The 18471-nt window shown below is 34.7% G+C and carries 21 protein-coding genes, 2 pseudogenes and 1 riboswitch; of the genes and pseudogenes, 15 read left to right on the top strand and 8 right to left on the bottom strand.

The features are described from left to right. Positions 1 to 185: 185 nt before the first annotated feature. Positions 186 to 1649 (bottom strand): amino acid permease, encoded by a 1464-nt coding sequence (locus tag ACIQ7L_RS02405; protein ID WP_400566152.1) that lies wholly within the window; start codon positions 1647 to 1649, stop codon positions 186 to 188. Between the two features lie 112 nt (positions 1650 to 1761). Further along, positions 1762 to 1953: riboswitch (Lysine riboswitch) on the bottom strand. 723 nt (positions 1954 to 2676) lie between these two features. Here ACIQ7L_RS02405 and ACIQ7L_RS02400 point away from each other — a divergent pair. The 4 genes from ACIQ7L_RS02400 to ACIQ7L_RS02385 all read left to right on the top strand — a co-directional run bounded on the left by ACIQ7L_RS02400 (position 2677) and on the right by ACIQ7L_RS02385 (position 6380). Further along, entirely contained in the window at positions 2677 to 3132 is a 456-nt protein-coding gene (locus ACIQ7L_RS02400; protein WP_400566151.1) for a GNAT family N-acetyltransferase, read from the top strand. Between the two features lie 264 nt (positions 3133 to 3396). Then, positions 3397 to 4200 carry a VOC family protein gene (locus tag ACIQ7L_RS02395; RefSeq protein ID WP_400566150.1) on the top strand — a complete coding sequence of 268 codons (804 nt, stop codon included), beginning with the start codon at positions 3397 to 3399 and terminating at the stop codon, positions 4198 to 4200. A 124-nt stretch (positions 4201 to 4324) separates the two neighbouring features. Continuing rightward, complete coding sequence (locus ACIQ7L_RS02390; protein ID WP_400566148.1) at positions 4325 to 4999, top strand: nucleoside/nucleotide kinase family protein; 675 nt, start codon at positions 4325 to 4327, stop codon at positions 4997 to 4999. Between the two features lie 391 nt (positions 5000 to 5390). After that, positions 5391 to 6380 carry a hypothetical protein gene (locus ACIQ7L_RS02385; RefSeq protein ID WP_400566145.1) on the top strand — a complete coding sequence of 330 codons (990 nt, stop codon included), beginning with the start codon at positions 5391 to 5393 and terminating at the stop codon, positions 6378 to 6380. An 89-nt stretch (positions 6381 to 6469) separates the two neighbouring features. On the opposite strand, the pseudogene ACIQ7L_RS02380 reads toward ACIQ7L_RS02385, so the two are convergent. Together ACIQ7L_RS02380 and pdxR are read right to left on the bottom strand one after the other, a co-directional pair. Then, positions 6470 to 6739: pseudogene (locus tag ACIQ7L_RS02380) on the bottom strand (transposase); the annotation flags it as partial. A gap of 171 nt (positions 6740 to 6910) precedes the next feature. After that, the gene (pdxR, locus tag ACIQ7L_RS02375) at positions 6911 to 8353 is read right to left on the bottom strand and encodes a MocR-like pyridoxine biosynthesis transcription factor PdxR (protein WP_400566143.1); all 1443 of its coding nucleotides are present in this window, start codon (positions 8351 to 8353) and stop codon (positions 6911 to 6913) included. Positions 8354 to 8480: 127 nt separating this feature from the next. Between pdxR and ACIQ7L_RS02370 the strand changes: the two genes are divergently transcribed. After that, entirely contained in the window at positions 8481 to 9392 is a 912-nt protein-coding gene (locus ACIQ7L_RS02370; protein ID WP_400566141.1) for a DMT family transporter, read from the top strand. A gap of 38 nt (positions 9393 to 9430) precedes the next feature. Here ACIQ7L_RS02370 and ACIQ7L_RS02365 read toward each other — a convergent pair whose 3' ends face one another. Beyond that, positions 9431 to 9877 (bottom strand): NUDIX hydrolase, encoded by a 447-nt coding sequence (locus tag ACIQ7L_RS02365; protein ID WP_400566139.1) that lies wholly within the window; start codon positions 9875 to 9877, stop codon positions 9431 to 9433. Positions 9878 to 10610: 733 nt separating this feature from the next. Between ACIQ7L_RS02365 and ACIQ7L_RS02360 the strand changes: the two genes are divergently transcribed. Continuing rightward, the gene (locus ACIQ7L_RS02360) at positions 10611 to 10997 is read left to right on the top strand and encodes a spore coat protein (protein ID WP_400566137.1); all 387 of its coding nucleotides are present in this window, start codon (positions 10611 to 10613) and stop codon (positions 10995 to 10997) included. 312 nt (positions 10998 to 11309) lie between these two features. Here the strand turns inward: ACIQ7L_RS02360 and ACIQ7L_RS02355 are convergent, their stop codons facing one another. Both ACIQ7L_RS02355 and ACIQ7L_RS02350 read right to left on the bottom strand, forming a co-directional pair. Then, entirely contained in the window at positions 11310 to 11537 is a 228-nt protein-coding gene (locus ACIQ7L_RS02355) for a hypothetical protein (protein WP_400566136.1), read from the bottom strand. Continuing rightward, positions 11534 to 12643: a response regulator aspartate phosphatase gene (locus ACIQ7L_RS02350; protein ID WP_400566135.1), complete on the bottom strand. Its 1110-nt coding sequence runs from the start codon at positions 12641 to 12643 to the stop codon at positions 11534 to 11536. Before ACIQ7L_RS02350 ends, ACIQ7L_RS02355 begins: the two co-directional genes overlap by 4 nt. Before the next feature lie 304 nt (positions 12644 to 12947). Between ACIQ7L_RS02350 and ACIQ7L_RS02345 the strand changes: the two genes are divergently transcribed. The 8 genes and pseudogenes from ACIQ7L_RS02345 (at position 12948) to ACIQ7L_RS02310 (ending at position 16980) form a co-directional block, all read left to right on the top strand. Further along, positions 12948 to 13106 carry a hypothetical protein gene (locus ACIQ7L_RS02345; protein ID WP_400566132.1) on the top strand — a complete coding sequence of 53 codons (159 nt, stop codon included), beginning with the start codon at positions 12948 to 12950 and terminating at the stop codon, positions 13104 to 13106. Then, positions 13096 to 13335, top strand: a pseudogene (locus ACIQ7L_RS02340) (transposase); the annotation flags it as partial. The gene ACIQ7L_RS02345 and the pseudogene ACIQ7L_RS02340, both read left to right, overlap by 11 nt. Before the next feature lie 167 nt (positions 13336 to 13502). After that, positions 13503 to 13703, top strand: a complete 201-nt coding sequence (locus ACIQ7L_RS02335) for a hypothetical protein (protein WP_400566129.1) — start codon at positions 13503 to 13505, stop codon at positions 13701 to 13703. A 478-nt stretch (positions 13704 to 14181) separates the two neighbouring features. Further along, entirely contained in the window at positions 14182 to 14793 is a 612-nt protein-coding gene (locus ACIQ7L_RS02330; RefSeq protein ID WP_400566127.1) for a lecithin retinol acyltransferase family protein, read from the top strand. Positions 14794 to 14999: 206 nt separating this feature from the next. Further along, complete coding sequence (locus ACIQ7L_RS02325) at positions 15000 to 15362, top strand: hypothetical protein (RefSeq protein WP_400566124.1); 363 nt, start codon at positions 15000 to 15002, stop codon at positions 15360 to 15362. Between the two features lie 398 nt (positions 15363 to 15760). Continuing rightward, positions 15761 to 16414 (top strand): response regulator aspartate phosphatase, encoded by a 654-nt coding sequence (locus ACIQ7L_RS02320; RefSeq protein ID WP_400566335.1) that lies wholly within the window; start codon positions 15761 to 15763, stop codon positions 16412 to 16414. A 60-nt stretch (positions 16415 to 16474) separates the two neighbouring features. Beyond that, complete coding sequence (locus tag ACIQ7L_RS02315) at positions 16475 to 16825, top strand: hypothetical protein (RefSeq protein WP_400566123.1); 351 nt, start codon at positions 16475 to 16477, stop codon at positions 16823 to 16825. Further along, positions 16822 to 16980 (top strand): hypothetical protein, encoded by a 159-nt coding sequence (locus tag ACIQ7L_RS02310; protein WP_400566121.1) that lies wholly within the window; start codon positions 16822 to 16824, stop codon positions 16978 to 16980. The genes ACIQ7L_RS02315 and ACIQ7L_RS02310 overlap by 4 nt, the downstream gene beginning before the upstream one ends. 432 nt (positions 16981 to 17412) lie before the next feature. Here ACIQ7L_RS02310 and ACIQ7L_RS02305 read toward each other — a convergent pair whose 3' ends face one another. Together ACIQ7L_RS02305 and ACIQ7L_RS02300 are read right to left on the bottom strand one after the other, a co-directional pair. Further along, complete coding sequence (locus ACIQ7L_RS02305; RefSeq protein ID WP_400566119.1) at positions 17413 to 17709, bottom strand: hypothetical protein; 297 nt, start codon at positions 17707 to 17709, stop codon at positions 17413 to 17415. A gap of 84 nt (positions 17710 to 17793) precedes the next feature. Beyond that, complete coding sequence (locus ACIQ7L_RS02300) at positions 17794 to 17997, bottom strand: helix-turn-helix domain-containing protein (RefSeq protein ID WP_400566118.1); 204 nt, start codon at positions 17995 to 17997, stop codon at positions 17794 to 17796. A gap of 139 nt (positions 17998 to 18136) precedes the next feature. Between ACIQ7L_RS02300 and ACIQ7L_RS02295 the strand changes: the two genes are divergently transcribed. Beyond that, complete coding sequence (locus ACIQ7L_RS02295; protein WP_400566116.1) at positions 18137 to 18262, top strand: hypothetical protein; 126 nt, start codon at positions 18137 to 18139, stop codon at positions 18260 to 18262. Positions 18263 to 18471 lie beyond the last annotated feature (209 nt).

Genomic DNA, 18471 nt, shown 5'->3' with positions numbered 1-18471 from the left:
TTTGGTAAGGGCGTATATGTAATCTTTCTGTTTCGATTTTGGCATTTACAAACATGTCACACCTTCTTTATGTAAAAATTACACATGTAATCCAATATTCGACATACATGAAATATGTCCTTTGTAGAAAATTTCATTGTAATAAAAAAGCCAGCAAATATGAGATATTTGCTGGCTGTAATCATTTATAGTTCACATTTATCAAGAGGAACTACTTTTGTTTTCTTTGTAAATTTATAACCTAACCAAAGCACAAGGAAGAGTGGTAAACCAATATAGGAAACGAGTACACCATTCCAATCGATCGACTCACCCATAAATGCTCCGTAGTTTTGTCCCAAGATGACAATTGTACAAAGTGTAAATGCGAAGATTGGACCAAATGGGAACCATTTTGCTTTATACGGTAGGTCATTCAAATCTTTTCCTTGTGCAATGTATGCTTTTCGGAAACGATAATGACTAATGGCAATCCCGACCCATGCGATAAATCCGGACATTCCAGATGCATTTAATAACCACACATATACAACACCGTCGCCAAATAAGGAAGCTAAGAATGCGGCACAGCCAACTACTGAAGTTGCGATTAACGCGTTAACAGGTACGCCGCGGCTATTTAATTTACCTAAAAATTTCGGTGCTTTTCCTTGTCTTGCTAAATCCCAAAGCATACGAGTTGATGCGTACATGCCTGAGTTACCAGCAGATAGAACAGCAGTTAAAATAACAGCATTCATAACAGACGCAGCAAATGCAATCCCCGCTTTTTCAAATACAAGTGTAAATGGACTTACTGTTACATCGCTCGCTGCAAGACTATCAGTCGTATAAGGAATCAATAGACCGATAACAAGAATTGCAAAGATGTAGAATAATAGAATACGCCAAAAGATTGAACGAATGGCTTTTGGAATACTGCGTTCTGGATCGGCAGTTTCACCAGCAGCTACACCTAATAATTCAGTTCCTTGGAATGAAAAACCAGCAGCCATAAATACACCGATAATTGCCATGATGCCGCCGTTAAATGGTGCGTCTGCAATAGTAAAGTTTTTGAATCCTACAGGTTCACCACCCATAATACCAAAGATCATCATAAATCCAACGATTAAAAAGATAATAACAGTAACTACTTTAATAAGTGCAAACCAATATTCGGCTTCACCAAATCCTTTAACTGATAAGTAATTTAAAAGAAACATAATGACTAAACAAAGACCGCTCCAGATAAGGGAAGGGGTATTTGGGAACCAAAATTTCATAATTAATGTTACTGCTGACAGTTCAGCGGCAATTGTAATGGCCCAGTTGTACCAATAGTTCCACCCAAGTGCGAATCCAAGCGATGGATCAACAAATCTTGTTGCGTATGTGCTAAAGGATCCAGCGACAGGCATGTATGCTGCTAATTCAGCTAAGCTTGTCATTAAAAAATAAACCATAATTCCAATTGCGGCGTATGCTACAAGAGCTCCGCCAGGACCAGCTGTGTGAATGACACCACCGCTGGCAAGAAATAGTCCGGTACCAATTGTACCACCGAGAGAAATCATTGTAAGATGGCGAGATTTCAATCCGCGCCTTAGTTCACCTTGTCCTTGTGCAGATTGAGTTTTAGAGGTAGCTTGATTTGTTGTGCTATTCATGTTCAACACTCCTTTTCTTGTAAGATAGGAAGGAGCGGGGGAGAAAAATACAAAAAACCGCCAAAGGAATTTGGCGGAACGTTTCACAAATAACCACCCCATCATACCCTTCCGTTAAGATAGCACCCCACGTTTACACGGTATTTTGTAAACGTGACAGTTCTGTTCCTTTCGGAGACAGCCCCAGCTCATATTTCCAGAGAAGAAATATAAACTTCGGCAACTTTTCCTTTCAAACGGAGTCATTGACATTCTCTGTGTCTAATCCGCCTTACTTATAAAAGTCGCAACCTCTACCTCATCGGATTGATGAGGATTTATTTATTGCTATGATTTTTAATATATGGCAATTGTAATTAGTTTCTGAAAATATTGCAAGGAATTTTTGTAGGAAATTATCAACAATAATCGGTTATTGTATAGGAAACGCTTTCAAAACTCCGCCCGAACCTATTGAATATGTAAACAGAACAATGAAAAAATTGTTATACAAATGTTTCGCAAAAAGTAATAGAAAACCCTTTAAATTAAGAGAAAATTCAGGAAATAATTTTCGACAGCGTTGCTTAGAATCATTTTCTGTAGCAAAAATACTGCTATATAAATCCATTTTAATTTTTCGACATCTAAATCCCTACTATGCAGAATAAAAAGTAACCTACACTCGTTTGCTCTTTCCGTTTTTACTTCGCATGTGGCGGAAAAAGGAACTGACCGCTTCTATGTATGGCCAGATGATCTCTCCCACCTAAAAATAGGGGGGGTATGTTGGTTTTTTAATTGATGTATATATAATTGACATAAAAAATAGAGAAGAAAAGTTATCCTCAGTGATTGAAGTTTTGCCTTTGGATTAGGGGGAGTTGCTAAATGAAAGTAAGTGTATTTATGAATAGTTTTAAATTGTTGAATATTCTTTATTTTAAGTGTATGATTAAGGAATCTTAGTTACGAAAGGGGATCGTTCTATGTTTTGTACATCCATTTTTGCCGAGGTGATTACAGTTAACTAAAAGGAGAAATAATAATGAAATTAGAAACGAAAAGACTACATATTATACCATGTACGGAAGAAACGGTTAAAATTGCTATTCAGCAAGGGTACGATAATGGACCGCATATCGCAAATAATGTGCAGAAATTAAAAGAAGATTCATCGTTATTGTATTGGGGCGTTTGGCTCGTTGTTCGAAAAAAGGATGGTATGGTCCTTGGTGATATAGGTTTTAAGGGGAAACCAAATGGGAATAAAGAGGTAGAAGTGGGGTATGGGTTCCTTGAGAAATATTGGAATAAAGGTTATGCAACAGAAGCTGTAGGGGCGTTAATTCAGTGGGCTTTTCTTACATCAAAAGTTGATAGGATAGTAGCTGAAACACTTCATGATAACCATGGTTCTATTCGTGTGTTAGAAAAATTAAACATGAAAAAAATAAGTGTAACAGACACAAGGATTCATTGGAGAATAGAGAAAATGTCATGATTTAGTTGTGAATGATTTCGACAGACAAGAAAATGAAATTTATAATGATAAGAACTACGGCAATGTAGGAAAGCGTAATAATAAATGAAAAAGGGCTCTTTTCCCGCGTGAGAAAAGAGTCTTTGTTTTTTCCAATTAGCATGATATTAAATTTTTATAATGCGCATTAATATCATGAATAAACTGTGTTTTGGGATTTTTTGAAATTGAATGAAATAATAGAGGGGTTATATAATAAAGTACGTAAAGAAGGGGAGAAGGAATATGTTAGCATTTGATCACCTTGTTCATGCTGTTGGGTGTACACCAAAGGAAGCGGAAAAGAGAATGAAGGAGCTTGGATTTCATACGGTACAAGGCGGAGAACATATAAACTGGGGAACATGGAATAGCTTATGTTATTTTGATTTATCATACATTGAATTTTTAGCAGTACAAGATGAAAAGAAAGCTAAGCAAGCGGACAATCCACTAGTTCAGGAAACAGTTGTTAAATTACAAGATGGAGAAGGTATGTTACAAATTGCGATTCGTACAGATCGGATTGAAGAACTGGCAGTTAAGTTTGTAGAAAAAGGATTGAAAATGATTGGCCCATTTGAAGGGAAACGAATGAGAAATGATGGCCGTCTTTTAGAATGGAAAATGTTATTTATTGAGCAGCAAGAAAACGGACCGAAATTTCCTTTCTTTATACAGTGGGAAGAATCTGATGACAGTAGAAGGTTAGATTTACAAAAGGTGGGTGTGATTGCTTCTCATAGCAATGAAACAAAAGAAATTGAGACGATATTTTACGCGGTGAAGAATGTTCGTGAAACAATAGAAAAATGGAAAGAAATGATGGAAGTACAGGTGGATTCTTCTGAAGTTCATCAAGAATGGAATGCAATGTGCCAAAGTGTGTTATTTGAAAATGTAAATGTTCAATTTTGCGAACCGATCGGTGAAGGATTTGTACAAGAACAGTTATTAAAATATGGTGAAGTTCCTTTTGTAATTGAATTTCAAGGATTAAATAAGCAGAAGAGAAAACAACAAATTTTAGGTAGTTTATACATATATTAATTGGGATGATCTATGTGGAAGAGTGCTAAGTATCGCAGATTAAAAGAGAATCAGAAAAAACATATTTCATCAATCAACAATGTATATATGTGTAAATACATAAAAAAGTAAGGGGTACAATAAATTGAAACGTCAAAAACTTATTCATGAAATAGTCGACCATATTTTAACATTAAAACTAGATCATCCGTTAAGAATCGGCATTAGTGGTATTACAGCTTCTGGAAAAACAACATTTGCAAATGAATTAGCGGAAGAAATGACAAAGTACGGAAAAAAGATAATACGAACTAGCATAGATGAATTTCATCACCCAAGAGCGATTCGTTATCTACAAGGAAAAGAGTCAGCAAAAGGATATTATGAGGATGCCCATGATTACAAGGCTATTCGGGAAAGATTACTAGTCCCTTTAGGGCCTGGAGGAAGTTTACATTATGAAATAACATCCCATCATTTAAAAACGGATATTCCTGTACATAATCCGCCTATACTAGCTTCGAATGATATGGTGTTAGTAGTGGACGGGACTTTTTTATTTAAAAAAGAGATAGGGCATCTATTTGATTATAAAATTTTTGTAGATACAGATTTTGATATTGCTAGAAAACGTGGTTCGAAACGAGAAGCAGAGGCCTTTGGAAGCTACGAAAAAGCAGAGGAAATGTTTTTGGCACGATATCACGCTGCTTGTCAAATGTACATAAATGAGCATAATCCGAAAGAATGTGCGGATATAGTTATTATTAATAATGATATAGAAGCGCCTGTAGTTGTCTTTAAAAATATGAAAAAATAAATAACTCAAACTTCGCAGAGTGAAATCGACAAATAAGCCTTGATGTAGTTGGGAAGTCCTGCGATCCACTGCTGAAGTTGACTTTTCATTAGTTTTTGAAATCTCTTCTGTTTGGTAGTGTATTCTCGGCAAATCCACTATACAAAAAAATGAGGTGTTTTTGTATTTATAAAGCTTTTTGTCATCATGATGGGTTATGGGCATTGCCGGGAAGACCTCGCGAAAAGCGATAAATTATTTGGCGTTTTAAAAACCGGCGATATAGGATATTTTGAGAGTGACGATTTTTTTTATTACCGGCCGTAAAAACCGTCTTCTGAAGATTCTAGGAAAACGAATGGGTTTTAGTTAGATCAAAAATCATCGTTCCAGTGAGGTGGAGTTGAAGACCATGAATGCAAATCAAAATCAGCGAATTCTCTATGCGGTTTTCGAGAATGAAATTCAATTACCGATCCTGGATATTACTCATCCCCTTTTCAACGCAAGTATTGATGAACAGGCGTATCATTTGAGCTGTCTCAAGTCAGCCCGGAGCATTGGATCCTTAAAGAAGATGCCTGGCTTTATCCGGAACATCTTTGTGAAAATGTCGAATGTTGACAATTCCTATCTTAGCGGCATGCGTACTTTGCTGTACAAACTTGGCCCCGACTTAAGCCGGGAGATAAAATTAGGTTTCCGGGACAAGTGGGCGGTGAAGCAAACCTCTTTCATGGGACTTCGGATCAGGCTGAGGGATCTTTGCCGGCGCCAGTCGAAAATTTTGCTGCCCCAGCTCAAGCAATTCCCTGAACGGAACCTTTGTTTCTTCAATATCGCTGGGGGGGCCGCTACCGACAGTATCAACACCCTGATTCTAATTCAGGAATCGGACCCGGAATTACTCAAGGGACGGAAGATTGAGATCAACATTTTAGATATCGATACCTACGGCCCAAATTTTGCAAACCGGTGCATCGATGTTTTGAAGCAGCCGGGGGAACGCTTCCATGACCTGGGCATTACCCTCAATATGATTCATTATGACTGGAGCCAACCCGAGGCATTACTAAAGATGAGTTTGGAACGTCCCGGCTGGATTCAGCTCTGTTCATCGGAGGGCGGTCTTTTTGAATACGGTTCGGATTCAGATATCATTGAAAATTTAAACCATTTCTTTACCAACTCCCCGGCGGACGCCCGGGTCACGGGTTCATTAATTTTCGGCCGGGCGCATGTAAATCCGGGATACCTGGGATTTACAGAGTTTATTGGCGTGCAAATCCGATATCTTGGGCTGGAGGGGTTGCAGCGAATTTTAACCCAAACCTCATGGGTTTTGGAAGAATCCCATGAAATTGATACGATCTATATTCTGTTTTCATTGAAGAAAGCGTGACTTAAGTCAAAGATATCTGAATCAATTTCATAATGCACATTGTTAGAAATGTAGACCAGCAGAATTCAAGTAATTTTAATTTTAAAAATTCACGCTGCTTGCTCTTGCAACTGACGGTTTAGACGATCACATGCTAATTTCGTACAATTGTAAACCAAGGTAACCAAGTTAAAATGAGCTTTGGCTTTCTGTCCCGTTCGATGTCTGATGTTGTTCAATTGGAAGAATTCTTTTAGGTACGCATTGACTCTTTCAACTGCAGATCGTTCTTTCGCAATCTCTTTCCAGAGCTTTGAGCCGCGTGCCGGGGCGGTATATTTCCTAAGATCTATAAAGCTTTTTGTCAAGGAACATAATGAAATCTAGATAAAATTAACATGACTCAACCACTGAACCTAATTATTTAGGTGCGAAGTTTGAGTAAATAACAATTAATATCTATTCACAAGAATTACGTAAATGAAAAAGATTCCTTCAAATCTTCTGAAGGAATCTTTTCTATATCTATGGAACACCGATGCAAAATATATTTACTTTTCACAAACTTTGATAGTGGCATGTAACCGAGAGATTCCGTCTTCTATTTGATTGATATCCACTTTTCCATACGATAAACGAATATACCCATCTTTTGCTCCAAAAATACTGCCAGGCATAAAGGCTATTTGTTGTTTTAAACTTTGCATAATCAGTTGTTTTTCATTAATCGGCTGCTTTAATTTCCCCCATATATAAATACCGCCAGCAGGATTTGAAAAAGAGATTTTATCTTGAAGGTAACAATTTAGGGCATCGACAATGACATCTCTTTTTTGAGCTAACTGCCTTCGTAATTGTGTGATATGCGTATCAAATGAAACAGTTTCAAAAAATTGCTGCATAAGCCACTGAGGAAATATACTCATTCCCAATTCCATTTGATGCCGTGCATCTGATAATCGTTCTACTACTGATTGCGGGGCAACAAGCCAACCAATCCGAAGACCGGGTGCAATCATTTTTGATAAAGAATGAACATAAATAACGGTTCCATTCTCATCAATGGACTTTAAAGTAGGGCAAGGCTGTTTATTTTCTAATGTTAGTAAGCTAGACGGATCATCCTCAACAATTGGAATTCGTAAGTCTGCACAGAGTGATAAAAGTTTCTTTCTACGGTTCGGATGAAGCATCGTACCCGTTGGATTTTGGAAATTTGGATTTAAAAAAATCATTTTAATTCGGTGTTTTCGATATAACTCATGAACATCTTCTGGATCAATCCCATGCTCATCAACGGGTAATGGGAAAATACGAATACCTGCAGATTGGAATAAGGGCAACGAATAACAATGTGATGGACTTTCAAAAGCAACGGCATCACCTGGATTTAATAAACATTGAACAATAAGATGAAGAGCTTGCTGAGCACCGGAAGTAATCATAATAGATTGCTCTGTTGCATCAATTTTCAGATGATCCCTCATATATTTTGCTACGGCGTGTCTTAACGGAAGGTAGCCTTGTGGATGATCGTAGCTAAGGGATTGCGTTAAAGGTTGTTCTCGTAAAATAGTTTGTAACTGCTCATGAGGAAATAGATTACAACCAAGCTCTCCATTTGCGAAATCAATTATATTTTCATTTTGCTGCACTTGCTCTCGAATATGGCGAAGTAACGGTAAATTAGGTAAAAAAGTACCGCCTTCTACGAATCCTCTCCAATTTGGTGTTAATGTTGGAGAAACGCCCCACATATGTGTACTCACACGTGTACCTCTTCCAGTTGAGCTTTCCACAATTCCCATAGCACGTAGTTCATTATAAGCAGTTGTAACCGTACTGCGGTTTACATTAAGTTGTAGAGCTAATTTTCGTTCTGAAGGGAGGAAGCTACCAGGTGGAAGCTCTCCGTACATAATACGTCTTTCAATAAAATCAACAACTTGTTGATAAATCGGAATCTTGCTGTCAGTATCTAACTTCCATTCCATTTATAACGTCTCCTTAGTTCTTATCTATTCTCATTATAGCAAATTGGCTGGGTGAAAAAACAGCCAATTGGACGGTGTGATATCCAGCCAATTTTACTATGCTAGGATAGTGGAAGGGGAGATTAGAGTGAAACGATGGCAAATGGAATGGCTCCTAATATCAGTTGCGTTAGTATGGGGAGCGAATTATACAATAGGGAAATATGGAGTGGCGTATATGTCATCCATTCAATTCAATAGTTTACGATTTTTAGTTGCATCTCCGGTATTATTATTGATTACATTTTTTATGGAACGATCGTTACGTATTGAAAGAAAAGACTGGCTAAGATTATTAGTTGTTGGAATCGTTGGAACAACATTGTATCAAACGTTATTTATGCTATCTGTAAAATATACTTCAGCAACAAATGCTTCGTTATTAATTGCGATGTCACCTATATTTACAGGTATTTTAGCAGTATTACACAAACAAGAGCGCTTTTCGATGAAAATTCAAATCGGTTCTCTATTATCTTTTAGCGGTGCAGCACTTGTTTTATTAACAGGACATACGAATCAATCTGAATATGAGTATGCATGGCTTGGAAATTTAATTGGATTAGTAGCTTCTATTGCGTGGGGCTGGTATCCAATTCTTGCGCAGCCGCTTATTACAAAATACTCAGCAATGCGTGTAACTTCTTGGTCTACATTAATTGGCATTGTGCCGCTTGTAATCTATTGTTTATTTAATGTTAGTACATTATCATGGCCAACCGATACACTAAGCTGGGGGTCATTAGGTTATTCAATCATCTTTGCAACAGTTTTTGGACTTGCGATGTGGTATGTTGGTATTAGTAAAATTGGTTCAACAAAAGTAATGGTGTATATGTATCTTGTTCCATTGTTTGCGGTAATTTTTGCGGCATTAACGATTGGAGAAAGAATGAATATGATGCAATTAATTGGTGGACTTGTCATATTTATCGGTTTATATGTTGTGAAAAAAGGAGCGGCAAAAAAGCCAGCTTTCAATTTGAAAAAAGTGAGTTAATGATAAAAATGACCTCTTTCTGTGGAAAGGGGTCATTTTTATGTTAGGAATGATAAGGCCTGTTTCACCGCCCATTGTTGATGTTCATGTATAAGTAGTTTTTGTGCTTGAGAAGGGGAGAGCCATTTTAAAATATGGTCTTCTTCAATTCTATTAGTTTGTTCATTGACCTTGTTACAAATATAGAAATAACCATCGTTTAAATAATGTATATCTTCTTTTTCAGCATAAAAATATCGTTCAGCATTGCCGATATATTGTTGAACTTCTATCTTCCATCCTAATTCCTCTAACAGTTCACGATGTAAGCATAATTCCCGTGTTTCGGTATTTTCCATACCGCCTCCTGGCAAGAAATATTTTGTACCTTTTTGGATAACAGCTACTTTTAAGCAGGACTCATCAAAGATAATCGCATAGCAACTAGGGCGTAAAACATATTGTTTATTCGATTTTTTATAGCCAAAAGATGGTTTTGTATTCATTATTGCAGCTCCTTTTTAATTTAATGTATCAAATATAGGAGTGAATTTAAAAGAGAGAATATTAAGAGGAATACCTAGAAATTGAAAAGTATAGAAGAAGTGAAATAAAAGTTATTGGGATCTTGCATAAATAATGAAATGTTTTATTGGAAGTTGTTTTATATAAATACAAATTGAAAAATCGATATAAAACCTTTCTTTTTAGGTGGGAGAGAGAATCCGGCCATGCATAGCAGCGGTCAGATCCTTTTCCTGCCCCATGCCAAGTGAAAACAAAGAGAGCAAACGAGTGCAGGTCACTTTTTCTTCTTCATAGCCGCGACTTATATGCTGGAAAATCAAAATGGATATATATAGATTGATATAAAAAAATAGAAAGAGGATTCCATCATAAACATTTCATTTCTTTTAGAGAATTCATTTTGAATGGGGGAGAAAGCGTATCATATGAACCAATTGTCTTTCTTTGAAGACATTGACACAAGAGGTGTATAAGCTTGGATGAAAAAGCTGAGGAATCGTAAAGCTCTATGTGTATGGATGGAAAATCAAGAAGAACAAATACAAGTAGGATGTTATCTATTTTGCATAAGCTTAGCTTGATAATGATGCGGTGAAACCCCTAACTTCGTAATTTACGTAGGTACGTGCCGTAACCAAATCTATTCATCTAACATATTATGTGAAAGCAACTTTAAATCTATGAAAAAGTTGCTAAGGAGGTGAATATAGAATGGCATCATTTGAAATTGGAGCAAGATGTCTTTTCAATTTTCGAAACGAACGCTTTTTCCTATTAGTTGAAGATGAAATTAAAGTTCCAGATAAAGGTGTAGAGATTGATCCAGTTAATATCTATGAAATTGATGAACAAACTTTTGATTTTATCAGAGATGAAGGAGATACACCCGTGTGTGAAGCAGTTACTACACTTCCAGCTGTACCACCTGGATTTAAATTAGAACGAAAATGTATTTTTACAGTCGATAATTCATACTTTGCAATCTATGATTTAGAAGACGGAACCGATAACAATGTTATATTAAGCATCAGTGCAGCTTTATTTAACTCATTGAAAAATTCTGGTGTTCGTGAATGTGTACCTCAAAATTTTATTTGAGAAAATAAATTGATGAGACCTCAAATGGAATACTCTTCGAAAAAATTGACCCCTCGTAGTTTTCTACGGAGGATTAAATTGTTATGTAAAAAGTTTTTTTAATTATTAGTGGTTTTTAGTTGTTCACCCTTGTTTTTGGGTGTGAATGCTGGCTAGTCGTGTGGAGGCTAACCCCTACGAACTTAACGTAACCGAATATAGAAGAAAGCCATCGTTTTGATCAATATTTATTCAAAACGATGGCTTTTTATATGCAATGGAACCAAGATTTGAGAGTGATTTTTAATCAAACTTTTATTCAAATCAACAATATTAGCTGTTTTGAAGAGTACCTCCACCGTTACCTTCAGTAGCAACTCCAGTGTGGCCATGACTTTCTAACTTACTAATACCGCCAGTAAGTCCTTCTGAATATAGAAAACTAGATGTTGCTGGACCGGGTAGTCTTCCGTGATCAGCTAGTGGTGAATAGGAAGTTGTAGAAATCCCAACGATTAACACTGCGATAAAACTAATAGACCCAATTAATAATTTTTTCATTTTAATGCACTCCTTTTTGTAAGTGTTTGTTTAGCATCGTACGCGATATTGAAATATACACTTGCTTTTTGGGGATTATCTTCAGTATAAAAATGTTTCGCAAGATATCCTGCATATTCTTCAATAAAGCCATACATTTGTTGTGCTTTAAAATATTCAATGCCTGCCGTAATAACTGATTCTAGGCTAGTCTTATAAATTTCGTCATATAGAGCCTGTATTATGTTGAAATGATGTGTGTATTCAATATCAGCTATTTTAATACCTTCTTTTAAATAGTGATTGGCCTTTTCAACTTGATCTAATTTGAAATATTCTCGTGCTAAGAGAAATAATGTTTTATGATATGGCTTTTCTTTTTCGAGCTCGTAGACTTCTGTTAAATAACGTATCGCAGTTTCTGATAGATTTTGCTGTGCATATAGGAAGCCTAAGTCATATGTAATTAACATAACTAAATAATTTTGGCTATATTTTTTGGCTAAGTCTAAGCATCTAATGAAATATTCTTCAGCTAACTCAAATTGATTTAAAGTGATACTTGCTGCACCTAATGCCATATCACATTCAATTTGATTAATCGCATAATTTGTGTGCTTCTTATATATTTCTTTGGCTTTAGTAGCGTGTTTGATTGTTAGTAATGGTTGCTGCATATGATAGTACAAGACACCTAATTTATAATTAAATTCTGCTTTTTCAATCTCGCTTGGAACGTATTTTAAAAGTTGTTCTGCTTTCTCAAAATAGTCTTTTGCCTCTATATAATTAGCTAAAATTGTATTATGAATGGCTTTGAAAAAGTGAAAATAGTAAGAGAGAAGATTATCTACCGGTGTATCGTAATTTTCAATTGTATCAAAACTGTTTTTTGTAATCTCTGATTGATCAGTTAAAAGCTTGTATTTAAAATCAAGTAGTGCATAGTAAAGCAATAAGTTTTGATTTTGATATTGTTCTACATTTCCATTTTTAAGGTTCGTTATATGTGTATCAATTTCGGCCTTTAAATCTGTTGCTTTTAGTACCTGTCGAGCTGAAATTGCTTGATAACAATCATTTAATAGCTGTGTAACCTGTTCATTTTCTTGTACTGGAACACTCATAATATCCTCCTCATCCCAATGGTATATTTTGTTATTTATTAATAGAATAGCAGAATATAGATGTGATTAAGGTGATATACGGAATTTTTCAATATTATTCTTAAATTTCTGAATATATATCGAAAAATGAAAACATAGGGATCATATCCATCCAGTTAAGGTTATGTTGTAGCTTTATACAAGGTCTGATTATTAATAATAAGGTTTGATTAAAATCCTGTATAAATTTAAAACAGGATTTTTCTTTTTGAATTAAAGAAGTAGGGTAGTGGCGGAATACTTAATAATAGAAAGGGGTCAACTGATGGAAGATTCATTTCTACTTAAAGTTGATGGGAAGGGTATGTCGTTAGAAGATATTGAGGCTTTGTATTTAGGGTTAATTGAATCTGATTATGATATAACAATTGGAGAAATGGAACATTATGTAAATTTCAGCTATGCTTATGTACAAAAAATATAGCGCCCCGGTTCGTGGAACAGAAGCATGGAAAAAGCTTTACAATCAAAGAAGTGCTGTCGAACGAGTAAACGCATACTTAAAAGAATTCTTTCAGTTAAAAAATGTCCGATATCGATCTGGAAAACGAGCAAAAGTACATTTCGATCTTGTGACGCTTGTTTATAATGCCTCAAAGTTGGCTGTAGATCGAATCAATCAAAAAATGAAAGAAGTGAATCAAGCCGCTTAGTATTTTCAAAAAAACATACTTCTAAAATTTTGCCAATCCAACTGACGAAAAGAAACAATTATGAAATTGATTCAAATAAATCCAATTTGGTGTTTTTTGAAAAATGTATAAAATTATTAGTAAAAGGAAGTGTATAATAAAAGTATGGGGAAAGGTGGCGAATAGAATTGAAAAAAGTTATTACTAGTAACATATCGTCTTTTGCTTGTATAGGATTTTTATTACTTTTAATTGATTACAATAATTTAACAACCCTGGAATATGTTTTTATTACAACGAGTGCGCTTGCATTTGTAGCATTTTTAATTAATTTAACAGTGACCTATTTTTGTGAGAAAGAGAAAAAGAAAATACATACACTAGAGTGAAAGCCCAACATTATGGGCTTTTTTTGCAGGATTTTATAAAACAATATGGAAGAATGTGCAATAAGAGGTGTTGCAGCACTATGGAGAATGTAATTATTTATTTTGCTAATGATGTATACAAAAGGCTGGGAAGAAGTAATAGCACGTTAAGAAAATATATAATAAAGAAATCTTAAGAGAGGGTGAAAATCTTCTCTTTTTATACAGGAAATAAATGGTAAATAATTGAAGTGGATCTCTTTATACCATATACTTTAAATATACTTAAGAGTTAGGAGAATAATTAATAACCAGAAGAGCTATCGGCATGAAAGGAAATAAAGGTTTTAACATAATGATTCCTGCAGGAATATATTCAAACGGAGAAGTAATTGATTTGTGCATAGCTGATTTAATAGAGAGAAAGATTTGAGTTTGAAGAAATGGTTAAAGATTATAGACCGATAGATAATAGAATTTATTAATAGGAGAAGTCATGATGAAATCTCAAGATAAAAATCATATTAAACACAAAGTAGGTATGAAATCAAAAATAGCATATAAAGCAAAAGAGTATGTGAAACATAAAACTTTGACAACAACATTAACAGGTGGGATTGTAAACATACCATCTATCGTTAATCCTTTGATTAACAAGATTAAATACCGCAAAACATATACTGAACCAGGATTAGGTGCACCAATCTATTGTGACTTAGGGTTTGGTATGGTGGAACACTCAGGTATTTATATTGGTAACTTTGAAGCTGTACATTTAAATGGAAAAGGATTAATCGAGATAGTAAATTTATTTGAGTTCACCGATCATATAACAACTGTATCAAGAGATATATTTTTCCCAATGGACAAAAATAATGGCACTCCAATCTCGTTTGAGTCTGCTTATCATAGAGCGCTGCGTAATATTGGTCGGTTAAGAAAATATAATATAATCCTGAATAATTGTCATCAGTTTACTAGTGGATGCTTAACAGGTGAATTTGAACAACATGATAAATTTTTAGATTTTATGAAGTGTACAGCAGAAAATATATATGGAGATCAAGTAATATGGAATAGATGGAATTGGATATCTCAGATAGGGGAGTAAAACCTTCCTGTATTTTTTAACTCAATAAGTTTGCACGAAATACCAATGTAATAAATTCTAGAATCTGAGTAAGTAATCAATTTATCTTTTTAGAGTAATATTAAGATTATTTTTTACTTAATGTGTAATCTTTACTTCCGCTTTACAGCATTTTAATAATCATTTGTTAAAATTTTACACGGAAACTAATGAAGAAGATGAGTGTAGTGGAATTGACAATACTATCCGAACAAGAGGTAACGGTCACTATAGTAGAAATATCTCAATGTGAAAAGAAATATTATTTCCGTTTGTATAAAAACAACGAGTTTTTTCAAGTGAAATTTGTTGATGATAAAGACAAGCTTCTAAGCATGTTACCAGTTACAGCAATTGAACGTGGAGTAAATAAGTATAGATTAATAAAAGAAGATAAAAAATATATGGTACGATATGGTGGTTCAACAGGATGGATATTAGTAGAAGCAAAAGGGGATAAAGAATTGGCTTATGTAAGACCGATGACAATAGAGGAAACTCTAGCGCTTCGATATTTAGAAGACAACTATATTGTACATTTAAATCATTAAGCCCTCTCATGTGAGAAGGGCTTTTATAGTATGATTCTATCCTATTGTTACCATGCGTTGGGGTTATGCTGTTCTTAGCTTTTATCATGTAAATAATCTTATTATACACGATTGAATTAGAAATATTAGAAGATGAAATAGTCTTTACTTCAGAAAAGTTAATCATGTTCATACTTATCGGCATGCCCTGATCATGTATGACAGGGCAGCTTATTTAATGATTTTAGGAGACTAAATCCCATGATTTCAGGTGGCTCTTTGTTTGTCTTCTGGAGTTTTCTGATAATTATAGAGAAATATTTTCTTAATGTGCTAAACGATGCCACAATATGGATTTTACTGTTGTGATATAAAACATATAGATACGAACATGCAAAGGGGGAAATCATGTGATTGTAATGAAGGCGAATGAGAAAATTACAAAATTAATGAACGATTGGTACAAAGCTATGCGATCTCAAAAGTTATTGCAAGCAAAAAACTTAAGAACAGAAGTTAAGATACTTCTAGACGAGATGGAGCAAGACCAAACACTTCTTATTTATTACTCTTTACTAGAGTTTAGGTATAACCTTTTAGTAAATAATACAGCGAATCTAGTTAAGCCAGGAGATCATATAGAAGAGTCCACCATTGATATGCTTAATTATTACTACTACCTATTCAATGCTATACATTCAATGAAGATTGGACAGTATAGTGATGCTAGATCCTACTATCACAAGGCAGAAACACTTCTATCACTTATTCCAGATGAATTAGAGCAGGCAGAATTTAATTATCAGTACGCATTATTTAACTACTACTTGTTCCAACCGTTAAACACTATAACATATGGTAATAAGGCAAAAGAAATCTACTCTAAAGAAGTTGAGTATGATATAAATATAGCTTCTTGTAATAACATTTTAGGGCTTGCAAGTACTTCTTTACGGCAGTATGAGTTAGCAGAAGAATACTTTCTTTCGGCACTAGATACAGCGAGCAAACAAGATCAAAAACAACTTGCCTTTATGATCCGCCACAATCTAGGGTTATTGTATTCAGATTAAAACATGCCGCAACTGGCGATTAACTATCTATCTAAATCATTAGAAGGCAGCTGTAAAACAATGTTCTTATTAGCTAAGGAACATTTAAACCTGGGTAATACGAGAGAAGCTGCTGATTATATAGAAAAGGGGCTGCAAGTCAGTAGCGAACAAAATAATATAGAATATTATCATCATCTATCAATTCTAAAAGCAAAACTGCATCATAAACCTATAGAAGAATACGAGAAGGTTGTTGTTGATGGAATTCATTATTTCCAAAAAGAAGAGTTATGGCATTTTGTCCAAAACTATGCTGATGAATTGGCGAACAAGTATTATGATGAAGGTAATCACCGGAAAGTAAGTGAATATTTCCGGGTGGGATACAAAGCTAAGATTGAAATAGAAAAAAGGGGGACTTTAAAATGATGAAAAAGCTACTTATCAGCACCGCAGGACTTTTATTTGCGGGATTTATGCTAGTGGCACCAGTTACTTTAAGTAATACCCATGGTGAAGCAATGACCGCGGTACAAACGTATGAGGTGATTCAATATACTAATACCCATGGCGAAGGAATGTAATATACGTATGGCATATTAAAATAAACAAAAGCCCTTCTCACATGAGGAAGGCTTTTGTTTATTTTTCGTTAAATTGCATTGTTATCACACTTTCATAATATATTTTCCTGTTATCATACGATAACGATATATGGTAAGAAAAGAAAAAAGACTGAAGAACATGCTCTTAGAGCAGAAAGTTCGCCAGTCTTTACAACTCAGAACCACTTCAGACGTTACAACAGGAACACTCGAAGCAAACAACTCAAACTCAAATATAAACAACTAATTAAGTAACTGCATTTCTGGGAGTAGATCGTTGGGGCGGTCTCTCCTGGATGTTACTTAGTTACAGTATAACAACACTTGTGAGGAGATAGTGTAAGTATAGAGGAAATGAATGTAAATTAAAACCGCCATGGTGGTAGGCGGTCTTTTTATCTATCTTTATTGTTATTTTAATGCTTTGTGTCTCTTTATTTTTTCCCTGATGTACTTTGTATTTTGTATAGTGTCACGAGTCATGACGATAATAAAAACGACCATTATAGTGCAATAAAATATTGACCAAGCTGTGCCGAGGTTCGTATCTTTTAACTCATTATCAGCAATCCAGTGATCAAATAACATTCCACCAAAGAAAATTGACAGGAATAGTATACTTTTCTCTTTAAAACCACTTGAAAGGAAAAGAATAAAAAATAAAATAGCAAGGGCTATTATCAAATTTGTATCATTAAAAAGTATCATGTAAATCACCTTCTTTCTAAATTTACCTATATGTCAATTATATCAAATCTAAGGTAAATTTCTCCATAACAAAAGGCGCCTTCATTAGCCTTCCACAATAGTAATTAACTCATTTATATCAGTAATATTTAAAGCCGTTATTATTTTATCGATATGCTCTCTATTTAAAGACTTTCGTTGATTATTATATATCTCACTAATTGCAGCAGGTCTAATACCTGTTATTTCCGCAAGCTCTTTTTGAGTTTTACCTGTCTTTTTTAAAACGCTATCTAAAGTAACATGCACTTTCGGAATATTTATCCTCCTCATTCAAGTTCAAACAAGTGTTTAAACCAAAGTCTCTATTTAAGGTATAAGTTTTGGCAAAAAATTACGCAATAACGTAATTCTGGTTTAGACCATTACTTAACGAGGAGACGAGACTATGTTTGCAAGAATAAACGATTATTTTGGCTTAAATACATTATCAGACTGTACTTGGTATTATGGTGTATTTATTATTGGAACGTTACTGTACCTCATTATCATTTTTATCACTTATATTCTATAACTCTACGAAGAGATTAACCCAATTAACGTAATATCCACAACTAAATAACGGAAATTAGCGGATCAGCCTTCTGTAATCATTCTTTTTAAAAAACGGGATTCACGAGGCTTAGTTTCTTATTGTCTTTTTTAGGGGAGACAGGAGTAATTTCCGAACGTGGGAATGACCTAACACCACGCTAAAAATTTGAACAGATGAGCCTAGCCAAT

Origin of the sequence: Bacillus sp. NPDC094106 (genome assembly GCF_044764345.1) — a bacterium.
In the GTDB taxonomy this organism is placed as follows: domain Bacteria; phylum Bacillota; class Bacilli; order Bacillales; family Bacillaceae_G; genus Bacillus_A.
This window is presented reverse-complemented; position numbering and strand designations above follow the sequence as displayed.